Origin of the sequence: Bacillus sp. ChL18 (assembly GCF_026241425.1) — a bacterium.
GTDB classification, from domain to species: Bacteria; Bacillota; Bacilli; order Bacillales; family Bacillaceae; genus Bacillus; species Bacillus velezensis.
Genome location: NZ_JAPHWE010000001.1, coordinates 938805 through 955083, shown reverse-complemented (window position 1 = coordinate 955083; position 16279 = coordinate 938805). Strand labels below are relative to the sequence as shown.

General features: G+C 47.2%; 8 protein-coding genes and 1 tRNA gene. 2 read left to right on the top strand and 7 right to left on the bottom strand.

The features are described 5' to 3' along the window. Positions 1 to 13 precede the first annotated feature (13 nt). The 4 genes from OQ477_RS05020 to OQ477_RS05005 all read right to left on the bottom strand — a co-directional run bounded on the left by OQ477_RS05020 (position 14) and on the right by OQ477_RS05005 (position 12119). Positions 14 to 7672: a non-ribosomal peptide synthetase gene (locus OQ477_RS05020; RefSeq protein WP_265971608.1), complete on the bottom strand. Its 7659-nt coding sequence runs from the start codon at positions 7670 to 7672 to the stop codon at positions 14 to 16. A 480-nt stretch (positions 7673 to 8152) separates the two neighbouring features. Continuing rightward, positions 8153 to 9628 (bottom strand): D-alanyl-D-alanine carboxypeptidase/D-alanyl-D-alanine-endopeptidase, encoded by a 1476-nt coding sequence (gene dacB / locus OQ477_RS05015; protein ID WP_265971607.1) that lies wholly within the window; start codon positions 9626 to 9628, stop codon positions 8153 to 8155. 18 nt (positions 9629 to 9646) lie between these two features. Beyond that, the gene (locus OQ477_RS05010; protein WP_323054497.1) at positions 9647 to 10615 is read right to left on the bottom strand and encodes an aldose 1-epimerase; all 969 of its coding nucleotides are present in this window, start codon (positions 10613 to 10615) and stop codon (positions 9647 to 9649) included. 115 nt (positions 10616 to 10730) lie between these two features. Beyond that, entirely contained in the window at positions 10731 to 12119 is a 1389-nt protein-coding gene (locus tag OQ477_RS05005) for an MATE family efflux transporter (protein ID WP_265971605.1), read from the bottom strand. A gap of 228 nt (positions 12120 to 12347) precedes the next feature. Between OQ477_RS05005 and OQ477_RS05000 the strand changes: the two genes are divergently transcribed. Beyond that, entirely contained in the window at positions 12348 to 12890 is a 543-nt protein-coding gene (locus OQ477_RS05000) for an IseA DL-endopeptidase inhibitor family protein (RefSeq protein ID WP_265971604.1), read from the top strand. Positions 12891 to 13034: 144 nt separating this feature from the next. Here the strand turns inward: OQ477_RS05000 and OQ477_RS04995 are convergent. The 3 genes from OQ477_RS04995 to OQ477_RS04985 form a co-directional block, all read right to left on the bottom strand. Next, a tRNA-Arg gene (locus OQ477_RS04995) sits at positions 13035 to 13107 on the bottom strand. 42 nt (positions 13108 to 13149) lie between these two features. Further along, complete coding sequence (locus OQ477_RS04990) at positions 13150 to 13695, bottom strand: site-specific integrase (RefSeq protein ID WP_003153850.1); 546 nt, start codon at positions 13693 to 13695, stop codon at positions 13150 to 13152. Positions 13696 to 14010: 315 nt separating this feature from the next. Next, positions 14011 to 14241: an excisionase family DNA-binding protein gene (locus tag OQ477_RS04985; protein ID WP_082998574.1), complete on the bottom strand. Its 231-nt coding sequence runs from the start codon at positions 14239 to 14241 to the stop codon at positions 14011 to 14013. 243 nt (positions 14242 to 14484) lie between these two features. On the opposite strand from OQ477_RS04985, the gene ggt reads away from it, so the two are divergent. After that, entirely contained in the window at positions 14485 to 16251 is a 1767-nt protein-coding gene (gene ggt / locus OQ477_RS04980) for a gamma-glutamyltransferase (RefSeq protein ID WP_088460972.1), read from the top strand. Positions 16252 to 16279: the final 28 nt, after the last annotated feature.

Here is a 16279-nt window from a genome sequence, read left to right as displayed (position 1 = left end):
CCTTTTTATGAAATTAAAGTCCTTTTACGAGATCTTCAATGCTTGATAGTGCTTGAGCGGTCAATTCTGTATGGCTGTAATCCGTTAATGTTTTTTCCCGCTCTTTCTTGCCGGAACAGTGGGCGATGATGTCCTCGAGGTGAGTATGGAAACGATTCATGAAGAACTCGATTGCCCCCGGTGCAAATACATCTGTATAAACGGCTTTTACCTCCAGTTGCCCGGCCGCCACCATCGCGTTAATATCCAGATCAAACTCGCGGATGCGCCCGGCCGCTATATCATGCTGCGGCTTGAACGGTGACATCTTCAGCGTTCCTTCAAGACCGTCAAACGCACCGAGATAGTTAAAGCTTATTTCTGGGTCTTTATAAAGAATGTTTCGCGAATATCTCAGCAGCCCGTAGCCGGTTCCGTGGTGAGGAACCCGTCGCATCATGTCTTTTACCGTCTTTATGCGGTGAGCGGTTTTTTCACCTGAGCCGCCCGGCACTCTCATATCCAAAAGCACCGGGTAAACAGATGTAAACCATCCTGCCGTTCTTGACATATCAATGTCAGGAATATGCCCCTGGCGACCGTGCCCCTCAGTGCTGATAAGCATCTGTTCAGAACCCGTCCACTCATGAAGCGCCATTCCAAGCGCCGTTAAAAGCAATTCATGAACATCCGTTCCGTATGCCTGCTGTGTTTCCAACAGCAGCTGTTTCGTGACTTCGCTGCTTAATATCCACGATGCAGTGCGCGCGTTTTCCTGCAATCGTCCGGCGTTTTCATCAGTTATTTTCGGCAGCGGCGCTGTTTTACTAGACATCACGCTGTCCCAGTATGCGGCTTCCTCCAGCAATGCTTTGCTCTTGGAAATGTCAAAAAGTTCTTCGGCATACTTTATATAAGAATCGCTTTTCGGCGGCAGTTCGATTTGTTTGCCGTCCAATGCCTGCTGATAAGCTGTCTGCAGATCTTCAAGCAATATCCTCCATGACACGCCGTCCACGATAAGGTGATGAATCGTTATAAGCAGATGGTCGGCTTCCTTCTGCCGGAACACTCCGAGATGAAGCAGAGGCCCCTGATCAAGACGCATAGCCTGCTGTATTTCTTTTTCCTCAGCGGCTATCCGTTTTTCGGGCTGCGTTTCTTCTGAAATATCTATGACGTTAAGCGTAAAGATTTCTTCATACTGCTTTGTGATTCCGCGATTATATTGAACCGTTTCCCCATGCTCATTTTCAGTGAAGGTCATTCGCAGCGCATCATGATGTTCTGTCAGCGCGCAAACCGCCTGATACAGCGCATCTATTTCGAGGCTGTCTTCACTGCACAGCATGACCGCTTGGTTATAATGAAGCTCAAACGCACCCGGCTCCTCAAAAAATCTCTGCTGGATCGGTGTCAGCGGAGCGCTTCCTTCTATCGGTCCCTGATCAGCCGTTGCAACAGCCGGTGTGAGGTGCTTTGCGAGTTCTGCAATCGTCGGGAATTGAAACAAATCGCGGATCGACATGTTCCAGCCTTCTCCGGCGAGTCGGGCTGACACTTGAAGCGCCTTAATGGAATCTCCCCCAAGCTCAAAGAAAGAGTGATGAATTCCCGCTTTCTGAACATGAAGCACATCTTCCCAAATCCGGCATAACATCTCCTGTTTGTCATCGCCGGGCGCGACAAATGCCTGTGATGAATGTATCTCTTCTGCCGGCAGTGCCGATTTATCAAGTTTGCCGTTCAGTGTCAGGGGCATGCTGTCTAAACCGATAATATGAGACGGCATCATATAAGCCGGAAGCTCCTGCATAAGAGACTGGCGGAGTGATGAGATATCGGCCTCATTAGGAACGATGTATGCCGCTAATCGGGCTTGTCCTTCGGCATCTTTCATCACGGTAACAGCCGCTTCTTTGACTTGATCGTGTTTCAAAAGCACACTTTCTATTTCTCCCGTCTCAATTCTGTATCCTCTGATCTTCACCTGCTTATCGATCCGCCCTTTAAAACAAAGAGTTCCATCCGGAAGCCAGCAAGCCTGATCTCCAGTTCTGTAAAGCGTTTCTCCCGTTTGTAACGGGTCACTGAATGCGCCCTCTGTCAGCTCAGGCTGTCCCCAATATCCTTTGGCGACGCCGGCGCCCCCGATATACAGCTCTCCGAAAACGCCGATCGGCTGGACCTGTTTGTCTTTGTTTAAGACGTACATTTTTACATTCGGAAGCGGAACACCGATCGGCACATCATCTTCCCGCGGCTTTTCGCTCATTTCGGCTTCATAATACGAAGAATCAATTGTCGCTTCTGTTACACCGTAGCTGTTAATGATCCGCATTTCTTTTCCGAAGCGTTCATGAAGCGTATAAAAATCCTGCGACTTGATCATATCTGAACCCAGTACCAGTATTTTTACGCTTCGCAGCGCGAGCTTCCGGCGATATATATATTCCATAAACGGAACAATCAGCGCGGGTGTCGACTCCATAAACGTGATACGGTGCTGATCAATGAGCCGATAAAGCTGTTGTGGCTCAAGCCGGACGTCATCCGGACAAATGACAAGCGTTCCCCCGTTTAGCAGGGCGCGTGCAAGATCCCCTGAAAATACATCAAATGAGAAACTCGCCATCTGCAGCACTCTGACTGGTTTACGATCAAGCTCATAAATTTTTCGCCATGCAAGTGCTGCATGCGTAAAGCTGCGATTTCTGACTTCGACTCCCTTCGGCGTTCCCGTTGTTCCCGAAGTATATATGATATATGCAGTATCATCCGGAGACGCTGCCGGCTGAATATTCTTTGCACAAATATCGTATTGATCTTCATGATCGAGCTGAATGAGAAATAAATTGTGATCCGTCAGCTGTGAAGCAAGTTCTTTGTATTCTGACTGCACCATCAAGACGGATGCCGCGCTGTCTTTTAATAAATAGCGAATCCGTTCCTCAGGATAATGGGAGTCAACCGGTATATACGCCCCTCCCGATTTCATGACCGCAAGAACACTGACGATCGCTTCAATCGAACGGTTTGCCAATATAGCTGCTCTTTTTCCCGGACCGAATCCATTTTTGTGTAATGTTCGCGCAAGCCGATTTGCCCGCTCATTAAGCTGCGAATAGCTGATCTGTTGTGTTCCTTCAATAACAGCGGTCTGATGGGGCGTTTCTTCTGCTTTCTCTTCAAACAGCTGGTGAAACAGTTTGTGTTTTTCCATGAATTCGGTTTGTGTGTTATTAAACTCAATCAGTAACTTTTGTTTTTCTTCTTCATCCAAAATGTCAGCTTTCGATAGTGTGACTTCCGGTTCGGCGGAAACATGGCGCAAGAGATTCAGTAAGTGGCCCATCCAGCGTTCAATCGTTTCTTTCATAAAAAGCTCGGTGCTGAATTCCATTTCAAAGCGGATGTTTCCATCGGATTCAGCCGCTGATAAGGTCAGGTCAAAACTTGATACATCATGTTCGGTATGCTCTGATCGTGACGCCTTCAGACCGGCCAGATTTATCTCTTCTCGCTCCATATTCTGAAGAATAAACATCGCATCAAACAGCGGATTGCGGCTCATGTCCCGCTGCACGCCGAGCCGTTCCACCAGCTCTTCAAACGGATAGTCTTGATGCTCATATGCCTCAAGCGCCGCCTGGCGGACTTCCGCCAAGTAATCGGTAAACCGTTTGTCTCCTTTCGGCTCCGTTCTGATGGCCAGCGTGTTGACGAACATGCCGAGAATCGGTTCAAGGTCTTTGTGCGGACGCCCGGCAATCGGCGATCCGACGATGATGTCTTCCTGCCCGCTCAATCTCGCGAGTAACGTATTGTACGCGGCGAGAAGCACCATATACAAAGTGGAGCCGTGATCCCGGGCGATGCGGTGAAGGCCGGATGCCGTTTCAGCGTCAAGCGTGCACGATACGCTGCCGCCCGCAAAGCTTCTGACAGCCGGACGGGGCTTGTCAGCCGGGAGCTCAAGCACCGGGAGCTCTCCTTCTAGCCGCTTCAGCCAATACGCTTCCTGCTTCTGATATCCTTCTTTCTCCTGAAATGACCGCTGCCAGACGGCATAGTCTTTATATTGAAGGCGCATCGGCGCAAGCGAACGGCCTGCGTACAGCTCGCCGAATTCTTTTATCAAGGTGTTGACGGACACACCGTCAGAAATAATATGATGCATATCCGTTAATAAAAGATGACGTTCGTCGGATTCTTTCACGAGAGCCGCACGGAAGAGCGGCGCTTCCTCCAGACAAAACGGCCGGACGAATGCGTCAGCTGACTCGGCCTCATCCAGCTGAAACGGCACGCTGTCATGGATGCGCTGCACCGGTTCGCCGTCAGGCCCCGTTTCAAAGGACGTTCTGAGTGACTCATGCCGCTCCACAAGCTGCCGGAACGTCTCCTCCAGCCGGCCGCGGTCAAGCGGGCCCGTCAGTTCCAGCACAGCCGGCATATTGTAGCCGACACCGCCGTCTTCAAGCTGCTGGAGCACATACATCCGTTTCTGCGCCGAAGACACCGGATAGGTGTCCTGTTTTTTCGCAGGCTGAATCGCTTCATACGGGCTCTCTTCCAAGTCCTGAATAACTGAAGCGAGCTCTTCCACCGTCGGCCGGGCGAAGATGTCTTGTAACGGCACCTGAACACCGAACTCTTTGGCGATGCGGGAGACGAGAGCTGTCGCTTTTAACGAATGGCCGCCCCGCTCAAAAAAGTGATCCCGGATGCCGACGGGGCCGTTTTTCAGCACCTCTTCCCAAAGGGCGCAAAGCTTCATTTCCGTGACGTTCCGCGGAGCGGTGTACGCCTGTCTGTCTGCCGCTCCGTCAGGAGCCGGCAGCGCGCGGCGGTCAAGCTTTCCGCTCGGCGTGACCGGCCACTCGGTCATCTCTATAAACTGAGCCGGCATCATGTAGGCCGGAAGGCGTGTCGCAAGCTCCGCCCGCACGTCATCGCTTTCCCGTCCTTCGATATAGGCGTAAAGCGCGGTTTCGCCGTGTTCAGTCCGGGCGGTGACCGCCGCCTCACGAATGCCGTCGATGTGCCGGATCGCCGCTTCGATTTCTCCCGGTTCAATCCGGTAGCCGCGGACTTTCACCTGTCCGTCTGAACGGCCGAGCCATTCGACAAGGCCGTCTTCTGTCCAGCGTGCGATATCGCCCGTCTGATACATGCGTTCTCCCGGATAAAACGGATCATTGAGAAAGCGCTCCTCCGTCAGCTCAGGCCGGTTCAGATAGCCCCGGGCCACGCCGGTCCCCGCGATGTACAGCTCTCCTGCCACGCCCGCAGGCTGGATGGTTCCTCCGCTATCTAATACATACAGACGGGCACCCGGAACGGGTTTTCCGATCGGAAGCCTTGTCCGTCCGCTGTCCCGTTTTCGGTCACAGACGTAAAACGCCGCATCAACCGTCGCTTCTGTCGGTCCATAGCCGTGAATAAGCATGGTCTCCGGCAACAGATCTGCAAACCGGGCAGCCGTAAGCGGGGAAAGAGCTTCGCCTCCGGCAAACACGCGTGTCAGTGTTCTGCCGAGGCGTGTTCTTGTTTCCTCAGGCTCTGTTTCCAGCGCGTCTAAAAAGCTGTTGACCATTGCCGGAATAAAATGCGCGGTCGTCACCTTTTCTGAGGCAAACGCTTCAATCATCCGCACAGGATCTTTCTCCCATCCGGCAGGAAGCAGATACACGGAGGCGCCTGACATCGTCCACCAAAACAATTGCCAGATAGAGGCGTCGAATGAAAAGGATGATTTCAGCACGATAACATCCTCTTCCGTTAACGGAAACTGCCCTTGCATCCCTGATAAAAAGGCGGCGGCCTGACGGTGTTCAACAGCCACTCCCTTCGGTGTTCCCGTCGAACCGGACGTATAAATGATATAAGCGAGCGAATCAGCATCCGCTTCTTCAGAGACAGCCCCTGTCTCCGTCTCGCCTGTCAGAGAAGAAAGAGACACTTCTAGCGTTTCGCCGGAAAAACCGGAAACGGATAATCCCGGCTGTGCGAGCAGAAGACAGGCGCCGCTGTCGTCGAGCATATAGCGCAGCCTGTTCTCAGGATAGTCAGGGTCAAGCGGCACATAGGCGCCGCCCGCTTTTAACACGGCAAGCACAGAAACCACCATCTCCGGCGAGCGTTCAGCGAGTACGCCGACCATGCTTTCTTTGCGGATGCCTTTTTGGCGGAGCCGAACGGCGAGCCTGTCCGTGTACTGATCAAGCTCGGCGTACGTCAGCATACCGCCCGGAAAACGGAGCGCCGGACGATGCGGCGAAAGCGCGGCGCGGCGGGCAAACAGTCCGTGAAGCGTCGGAGCCGGCAGTTCAACCGTTTCTGTGCGGTTAAACGCAGTTAACACCCGTTTCTTTTCTTTTTCATCCGCCATATCAATATGCCGAATCAGCTGGTTTGGATTTCTAACGGCATTTTCAACGATCGTCAGCAAATGAGTTTGAATTCGTTTAATCGATGTTTTAGTAAATAAAGCGGATTGATAATCAAAATTCAGCTCAATCAATCCCGTATCTGTCCGCTCCTTAATTAAAATGGACAGCTCATTTGCCGTATGCCCGCTGAAAAACATCGCCGTTTCATAATCGAAACCTTCTGCCTGACGCCACGCGAGAGGCTGGTATTGCATCGAAATCCCGATGATATTTTGCAGGTCGTGATGAATCTGCCTTAATTCATTGACAAAAAGATTGTAAGGATATTTCTGGTGCCGCATAACAGACAGCTGCTGTTTTCCTACACTGCGGACAAAAGAAAGGAACTCCGCATCCGGATCTGCCGTCATTCTGATCGGCAGCGTGCTGACAAACATGCCGAGCATATCCTTTTCGAGCTTGGAACCGCGGTTTCCGTAATAAGTACCGATGGCAATATCCTTTTTAGCCGTCAGACGGCTGATGCATATGTATAACGAAGCCATAAACAGAGAGATGATGCTGATATTATTTTCTTTGCAAAAACGCCGGATAGATTGTTCTAAGGAGTGAGAAAGAGTGATAGTATCTCTGGAAGCCGCAGTGCTTTGTCTAAGATGAGAGGTTCGTTCCGCCAGTGAAAGGTGTTCCGGAACGGTTCGGTATGTTTCAGTCCAAAATGAACGGTCTTTTTGAAAACGGGAAGACTGTAAGTATTGCTGTTCTTTTTCCATGTAGCTGAGATAGGAAGGTCTGTGATGTTCAGTTAAATCCTCGCCCCGCATGATCTTTTGGTAGATATCAATGAGCTGGTTGCCGAGCAGGTTGAGCGAGATGCCGTCCATGATAATATGGTGAAATTTTGAATAAAGCCAAACTTCTTCGTCTGACATGACAAGCAGAGTAAAGTGATACAAAGGTGAATGAAACAGCTTGAACGGAACACGCGTCTGTTTGTCAATCCATGCATCCCGCTCTGATTGATCAATATGAGTAAAATCAACAGTCTCTAAAGAAATCGGCCGATGCCCCGCCAGATACAGCTGGGGTTCTGATCCGTCCCCTTCTGTCAGTTGAAACCTGAGCGAATCATTTTGCGAGATAGAAAAATCTAAAGCATGGCGCAGTACGTCAAAATCGATATTCCCCCTGAATTTGACGCACGCCGCGAGATTGCAGATACTTGTGCCCGGCTCGAGCAGCTCTGTAAACCAGACTCTTCTTTGGGCGTGAGTTAAAGAATAAACAGTTTTCTTCAATGGAATCCCTCCATTTCAATTTAAGAGGATAAGAAAGTGAAATAATTACAATTAAATTTCGACAGCATATGACTAAATCATCCATATAAGCATTATTTTAAAACATATTTTAGAAATCACAATAAAAAATTAAATTTTCTCTAACATTTTTTAGAATATAGTATATATTCCTCACTTCATTTCTTCATTTCTATAATCTTTATACCATGTAAAACGGTATGTATGCACACTGTAAACTGGTTCTTAAACACTATAATAAGGAATAAAATGTATAATTAATTGCGCTTTTAAAAAGGTTTTGCCTCCTGAAAAGAAGTTTTACGTTAGAAAATGAAAAATTGGTGAACGAGTAAGAAAGTATAATGTAAAAAAAAGGAAGTATATTGCCGATATTACTTTTTGAAAAGATTGATTCATAATCGCAATATAATGTTTTACAGACATCAAAAAAAGCCGAATCCTCTAAGGATTCGGCTCTTCTTATTGATTTGCCAGAACGACTGCGATTTTGTCTTCAATGTCTTTTCCGTCATCTTCGTCAAGCAGCCCGTTTTGAAGTACGGAAAAAATAAGCGTATCTCCTGTTTTTGTGTCTACATAGCCGGCAATCGAACTGACTGATGTTAGTGACCCGGTTTTCGCTTTAATTTTGCCTTCTGCTGGAGTATTCTTCAGCCGGTTCCGAAGGGTTCCTCCCGTCATTCTGTCGCTTGCGCCGGCGACAGGGAGCGAACGAAGGAAAGCCGGGTACCACTTTTCTTTCTGAACCGCATACAAAAGCTCTCCGATTTGGCCGGCGGATACGCCGTTAATATGAGAAACGCCGGATCCGTCTCTTGCAATCAATTCATCCGGATTCAGCCCGAACGATTTGAGCTCCGATTTCATCACGTCCAAGCCCTTTTCCCAGCTGCCCTCCCCTTTTTTCACTTTTCCCATTTCCTTGATCAGAATTTCGGCGTGCCCGTTGTTGCTCAGTTTCATAAACGGGATCAATAATTCTGAAAGAGGCATGGATGTCCGTGATGTGACAAGCTGGGTGCGGTGCGGCATTCGCCCTGTTCTGATTTTCCCTTTTACAGTTATACCCTGTTTAGTAAGCGCTTGTTTCCATAAATCTAAAGCATAGGACGACGGATCCCATACTGCCGCCCATTCTCTAGCCTTTGACGAGCCGGCAGGTATGGTTCCCTTTATCGTTATCACATTGCCACCGTGCTCCCGTTCAACCGTCAATTCTTTCTTTTCATCAGAAGCGACGGTTTTCACTTCATTTTTCACACGAACGACGTCCGTATGGGGAGAAATCGAAATGCGCGGCTTTTTACCGGGCTGTTTCGCCGGGCTGATTTCCGCAATCACCGTTCCGGTATCATAATCCTCATTTGGTGAAGCGGTAAGAGCTGATACTTGCGCGCCATAATATTGGCCTTCATCGCTCCACGGAAGATCAACTGAATACCTGGTAGCGTCATACCACGAGTCGTCCCCGACCAGATCTCCTTTAATGACATGGATGCCTCTGGCTTTGACCTGTTTAGCCATCTTCTCAAAATCAGAAGCCAATAGGGTCGGATCGCCTTTTCCCCTAAGATAAAGGTTTCCACGCAGCTGTTTTCCTTTTGCGGCGCCGTCTGCCCGTACTTCTGTCTTAAAGGTGTAATCTTCTCCGAGAACGGAAAGCGCAGTAGATGCCGTCAGCAGCTTCATCAGTGATGCAGGCCTCAGCCGCATATCTTCCCGGCTGCCGAACAGCACCTCCCCTGTTTTTGCTGACCGGACACTGACGCTCGCTGAAGCTCCCTTTAAAGCAGGTTCTTCATCCAGAATGTGTTCCAGCTCTTTTTGCAAAGTATTTTTTTGTTCAGCCGCCTTAGCCGCATCATCAATATAAGGAACTGCGGCAATGATCAAAAGCAGAATCACCGCGCTCAAGCGTTTCACATATGTTTTCAATGTTATCCCGCCTCTTTCCTATTCTTCGTCATGCAAAATGGTGATCCTGGATGAGGCAGCCGCTTCTTCGCCCGGTTTCAGAATCTGAAGCCCTGTCAGTGATGCAGGCTGATTCAGATTAAATGCATCTGTAACGGAAGTATAAGGCTCAAGACTGACAAACCCCTGCTTTCCGTCACCGTTATACACCACCCAATGCTTGAAAGACGTGTCTGCTTGATACAAAACGGATAATTTCTCATCCGGATGATAAATAACAGCTTCGTTATTGCCGCCATTCCGTCCGGAAGAAAGAAAAACATCGTCAAACTGTTTATTTTTCAAAGACATCCCCTGACGGAACGCTTCTTTATCAGGCACATCCAATAAACGGCCCGTCGGCACGAAACGTTCATTTAATTCCCACATGCGGTCAGCCGTCAAAAATAGACGGGAACGCTCTTCATTGAAAACAAAAGTTGAATGATAGCCGAGCCCCCAAGGAAAAGCCTCCGTTCCCTTGTTGATAATCAGCGCCCGCTGCGTAAACACATTGTCTTTTAATGTATAGGTCATCCGGACAATGACATCGTGCGGAAATTGTTTATGAACACGGGGAATCTTTGAAAGATCAATTTCTGTTTCGACTGTCATTCCATCCCCCTCTTCTTTCGCTGCCGCCGCTTTCCAATGCTGATTGTGAAGAAAGCCGTGAATATGATTATGTTTATCCTCTTCGTTTATCTCAAATTGATACGCGCGGCCGTCAAAACGAAACGTCCCGTCCGTAATCCGGTTCGGCGGGAATAAAACGGGAATGCCGTACAGCATCGTTTTTTTGCGGAATTGCTCCGCAGTTTCCGGTTCTCTAAGAAGCCGCATACCGGTTCTTTTATCCCGAAGCGATATGACATTTGATCCCCACTCCGGCACAATGATGCATTCAGCCTGATCAGTCTCCGCTTTAATGGCTGAAACCCCTAAATAAGTCGTATGTTCAATCGTCATAAGCACCTGCCCTTTCCTTGTTTTCTAGCATGTATAGGAATTCCATTTTCTAAACTCATTTTCCTTCTCTAAAAAAAACATCGCCCGTATGAACTGAGCGATGTGCGGTAAAACCTTATTGAATCAGCCGGGTAATCTGTTTTTTCTTCCATACAAACCGGTAATATCCGTATTGCAGCAGCAGGCTGACGACAAAAGCCGCCGGATAACCGACCCAAATGCCGAGAATGCCGAGATTCGTATAATGAGAAAGAATAAAGGCCACAGGCACTTCAATTCCCCAAATCGCAAAAATGCTGATAATCGTCGGCCATAACACCGTACCGCTCGCCCGCATTGTCGCTGAAACAATCTGAGCGTGACCGAAAATCAGATAGCTCCAAAGGGTAATCATAATCAGATTGCGGGCAATGTGGAGTGTATCCTGATCTGTTAAAAACAAAGCAAGTATCTGCCGGGAGAAGGTGTAAATCAGCAGGATCAACACCCCGCCGATCAAATAATTCAGGCCGATGCCGACTTTGATGACCTGTTTCAGCCGGCCGAATTGATTGGCGCCAATGGATTGGGCGGCAAAAATTGAAACGGCGATACCGAGGCTTACCGCCGGCATCTGCACATAACTCGCCACTTGGTTGACGACCCCGTAAGCAGCCGTCGCGTTTGATCCGTAATGATTGACAAATGAAATGACCGCAATTTCAGAAAGTGACACGAGAATCATATTGATGCTCGACGGAATACCGAGACGGAGTAAAAGCGCAAGCAGCTTTTTGTCCATTTTAAGAGAACGGAGCGCAGTCCGGTCAAATGCCAATGGATGTTTCCTTTTCCGCAAATAAACCATGAGTACGATAAATGTCACGATGTTTGAAATCACGGTTGCATACGCCGAACCGTAAATGCCGAACTTCGGAAGTCCGAAAAGCCCGAGAATCAATAAGGGCAAAAGCCCGATGTTTATGACTGTACTGACGATTAACGTATAAAACGGAGTCTTTGAATCTCCCGTTCCACGTAAAAATGTCGTATACGCAAAATATAAAAACATCAGCGGCATTGCGCAAAACAAAATGCGCGCATATCGGACACTGACATCTATTACGTTTTCCGGCGTTCCCATCAGCCGCAGAATATCAAGCGTAAACACACTGCCGACAACTGCCAGAACAACACCGATCATAAAGGTAAAAGTCAGTGTAGTGCCGACAATCGCCTTCATCCTCTCTTCGTTTTTCGCGCCGTAAGCCTGCCCGATCAGAATGGAACTTCCCGAACCGATTCCGATCGTAAAGGAGATCAGCAGAAAAAACAGCGGAAAAAAAGACGATACGGCGGCAAGCGCATCGACTCCGAGCCACCTTCCGACAAATACCATTCCGACCAATTGGCCGACAGATTGCAATACATTGCTTAAAAGCAGCGGCACTAAAAACAGTGACATCGATCGCCAGACAGACTGGCCGCGGCCTTCCGCTGTTTCTAAATGATCTTGTACTTCCATATGTAGGACTCCTTTTTTGATTTTCTTCCATTTTATTATTCAGCAGACAGCTTGTAAAAACCTTTTGTTCAATGAAACTCTTTATCTTTTTCTCACGTCTTACATGGAAATAAACCATAAAAATAAAAAGTCCGGAAAATATTTCTGAAAAGGTATTGTAATCTTACCGTAATTATTGTAACATTTGTAACATAAGAGAAAGAGATTGATTGAAGGAGAGATTATATCATGAAAAAATGGCTATTATTCCTCACTACTATTACATTGATTCTGTCATTGGGCACTGCGGCGACCGCAAAAAATGCACCTAATGACCTTACACAAAAACAAGCACTTCAGCTGGCTCTGTCAGCGAGAGAACATTTCTGGAACACAATGAGCGGCGGTGCGCTTAAATCAAACGCAAATTGCACATCTGAACCGTTTGAATATCAAAATCTGCAATATGTATTTATGTGCAAAGACCTCGGAACAAAAGCGAAAGCCGTAAAATATCTGACACCCGCTTTTACAAAGCAAGCGATTGACAAAGGGTTCAAAGATTACCACTTCACTGTAAAAGACGGCAAATTGGCTGTTCCGGTCGGCGACGGAGATAACCTCCTGAATTGGAAAAAAGCAAAAATGACTCTTCTTTCTAAAAAAGGAAGCATCCAAACATACCGCTTCACTGTACCGACTCTTGACGGTTCTCCGTCAGCAAAACGTGATGTAACATTCGTAAAAGAAAACAACATTTGGAAGGTCAATCAATTTGATGCTGTCATATAAGAAAAAGCCCGCTTGCTTACAGCGGGCTTTTTTCACACCATTTCCACCAGGTTCTCACAAAATATTCAACTCAAAAACCCCTTGTATAACAAGGGGTTTTTTGTTTGCCGACATTATTAATCTGCGCCTATCTCATACAAAAAACGCTCTAGGAGAGATTCGAACTCCCGACCTGCAGTTTAGGAAACTGCTGCACTATCCGCTGTGCTACTAGAGCCTGCTTCTATTATAGTAACGCTGGCGGCCGTTTTTTTCAAGTCTACAGCCCTCCGAACACTTTATAGGCGGCTCTCGTCGTATCTTCATCTATTCCGATATAACGCATTGTAATAGACGGAGAAGAATGATTCAAAATCCTCTGCAGTTCAGCAATGTCTTTTGTCCTCTGATAAAAATGATAACCGAACGTCTTTCTAAGCGTATGCGTCCCAATTTCCTCCAACCCGCAAGCGGCAGCCGCTTCCTTTAATATTCTGTATGCCTGAATCCGGGATATGGGCTTATTCGTCCGTTTCGATTTAAACAAATAGTCATCCTCTTTCATGTCTTTTGTATAAGCGTATATGTCGGCCTTTAAAGACTCCAGTATCAGAATTTTTCTTTTCTTTCTCGTTTTGCTTTCGGTTGCCCACACATGGTCTTTGTTTCTTACATCCCTCACGCGAAGCGGCAGAACATCAGAAATCCGCAGTGCGCTGTTCATGCCGAAAATAAATAAAAAATAATCACGATCACTTTTTTTCATTAAATACTGTTTGACTTCCTGGATCTTCTCCAAACTTCGGATCGGCTGTACGATATGCATCAAAAAACCCCTTATAATTGGTAAAGTAACATATTGAGCGTTATGTTACTATTATAGCCGAAACCCGTTGAATGATAAAGGGTAAAGGGTCTTATGTAACATAATATACATAGTGTTACATAAGGTGAATCAGATACGCAGTTTCAACAAATTCCTCAAAAACATCATTTTCAGCCCGATGACAAGCTTTTAAAAAAATTGATACTTAAGGGTATTAAAAAATGAAAACAACGGCCTTAAAATGAAATCTGAGCATCCGTTTTTTTGTGAGCAACCGAAAAAAATGAAAAAAAAGACACAATATGAAATTGTGTCCTAGTCTTCATCTTTTACATCAATGTCTTCAGGAAGCGGCTCATGTAAAAATTCTTGAATCATTTCCTTATATTTTTCCAGCTGCTCGAGATGGGTTTGAAATTGTTCCTTGTTGATTAAATATTGCTGTCCGTCATGGACGGCCCTTATTTTATTCGTCAAAACAAGATTGTGCACATATTCTTCAGGAAGACTGGTAAACTCAGCTGTCTCTTTGATCGTTAAATACATGGCTCACGTTCCTTTCATATGTCATGTGAGTGAATTCTGTTTTGTTTATTGTAGCTTATTTTTTGTCTTTATGCTTGTTTCACAGCTTTTTCAGTCCGGTTTCCCATTTAGCCTATTTGCGACTGATTACATTCACACAGAAACCCCAACTTTTTGCACACCGGACTATTCCGTTTGTCACTTGTGAAAACAGCACATTTTACTTACTCTATAATTGTAAGCGGAAAACAAAGGAGGCAGACTATGAAAAAGAAAAAGTTTATGAATCTCTGTTTTATCGTTCTGCTCAGTACTTTGCTCGCGGCCGGAAGCATCCCTTATCACGCTCAGGCTAAGAAACACCCGTTTTCCTATGACGACTACAAACAGGTAGATGTCGGCAAAGACGGCATGGTTGCCACCGCCCATCCTCTCGCTTCACAAATCGGTGCCGACGTGCTGAAAAAAGGCGGCAATGCAGTTGACGCCGCGGTTGCCATTCAATTCGCATTAAACGTAACTGAACCTATGATGTCGGGAATCGGCGGCGGCGGATTTATGATGGTTTATGACGCGAAGACGAAAGACACCACCATTATCGACAGCCGGGAACGCGCACCGGCAGGCGCAACACCGGATATGTTCCTTGACGAAAACGGCAAAGCCATCCCTTTCTCCGAACGTGTTACTAAAGGGACTGCAGTCGGTGTTCCGGGAACATTAAAAGGACTTGAAAAAGCGCTCGACAAATGGGGCACACGCTCCATGAAACAACTCATCACCCCTTCCATTAAACTTGCCTCAAAAGGCTTTCCGATCGATTCGGTTTTAGCTGATGCCATCTCAGATTATAAAGACAAATTATCACACACTGCTGCAAAAGACGTGTTTCTTCCGGACGGAGAACCTCTGAAAGAAGGAGACACACTCGTCCAAAAAGACTTAGCCAAAACATTTACAGCTATTAAGTACAAAGGCACAAAAGCATTCTATGACGGTGCATTCTCCAAAAAGCTAGCGGAAACAGTGCAGGAATTCGGCGGCTCAATGACAGAAAAAGACATTAAAAACTTCAATGTGACGATTGACGAACCGATCTGGGGAGATTACCAGGGCTATCATATCGCAACTGCTCCTCCTCCAAGCTCGGGCGGTGTTTTCCTGTTGCAAATGCTGAACCTCTTGGATGATTTTAAGCTTTCTCAATATGATATCCGTTCTTGGCAAAAATATCAGCTTCTCGCAGAAACGATGCATTTGGCTTATGCTGACCGCGCCGCATTTGCCGGGGACCCAGAATTCGTCAACGTCCCTCTCAAAGGTCTCTTGAATCCAGATTATATCAATGCCCGCAGACAGCTGATAGATATTGATAAAGTCAATAAAAAACCGAAAGCCGGCGATCCTTGGGCCTATCAGGAAGGTTCTGCAAACTATAAACAAGTGGAGCAGCCGACTGACAAACAAGAAGGCCAAACGACTCACTTCACGGTAACTGATCGCTTCGGCAATGTCGTATCTTATACGACAACAATTGAACAGCTGTTCGGTTCCGGCATTATGGTTCCCGGATACGGCGTTGTGTTGAATAATGAGTTAACAGACTTCGATGCGGTGCCTGGCGGCGCAAATGAAGTGCAGCCGAATAAACGTCCGCTCAGCAGCATGACTCCGACTATTTTATTCAAAAATAACGAACCCGTCCTGACTGTCGGCTCCCCCGGCGGAGCAACGATTATTTCTTCCGTCCTGCAAACGATCCTGAACAAAGTTGAGTACGGCATGGATCTGAAAGCGGCGGTCGAAGAGCCGAGAATTTACACAAACAGCATGACATCCTATCGATATGAAAAAGGAGTGCCGGAAGATGCCCGCACAAAACTGAACGAAATGGGGCATAAATTCGGCAGCAGCCCGGTTGATATCGGTAATGTGCAAAGCATCCTGATCGACCGTGAAAACGGCACCTTCACCGGAGTTGCCGACTCAAGCCGAAACGGAGCCGCAATCGGCGTAAACTTGAAAAAATAACTAGACAAAAAGCCTCGTTTCTCAAGCT

Excerpts from the sequence above, each read along its gene's own strand:
- OQ477_RS05010 (WP_323054497.1), bottom strand. The coding sequence starts at position 10,615 with ATGACGATTGAACATACGACTTATTTAGGGGTTTCAGCCATTAAAGCG.
- OQ477_RS05005 (WP_265971605.1), bottom strand. The coding sequence starts at position 12,119 with ATGGAAGTACAAGATCATTTAGAAACAGCGGAAGGCCGCGGCCAGTCT.
- OQ477_RS05000 (WP_265971604.1), top strand. The coding sequence starts at position 12,348 with ATGAAAAAATGGCTATTATTCCTCACTACTATTACATTGATTCTGTCA.
- OQ477_RS04990 (WP_003153850.1), bottom strand. The coding sequence starts at position 13,695 with ATGCATATCGTACAGCCGATCCGAAGTTTGGAGAAGATCCAGGAAGTC.
- OQ477_RS04985 (WP_082998574.1), bottom strand. The coding sequence starts at position 14,241 with ATGTATTTAACGATCAAAGAGACAGCTGAGTTTACCAGTCTTCCTGAA.
- ggt (WP_088460972.1), top strand. The coding sequence starts at position 14,485 with ATGAAAAAGAAAAAGTTTATGAATCTCTGTTTTATCGTTCTGCTCAGT.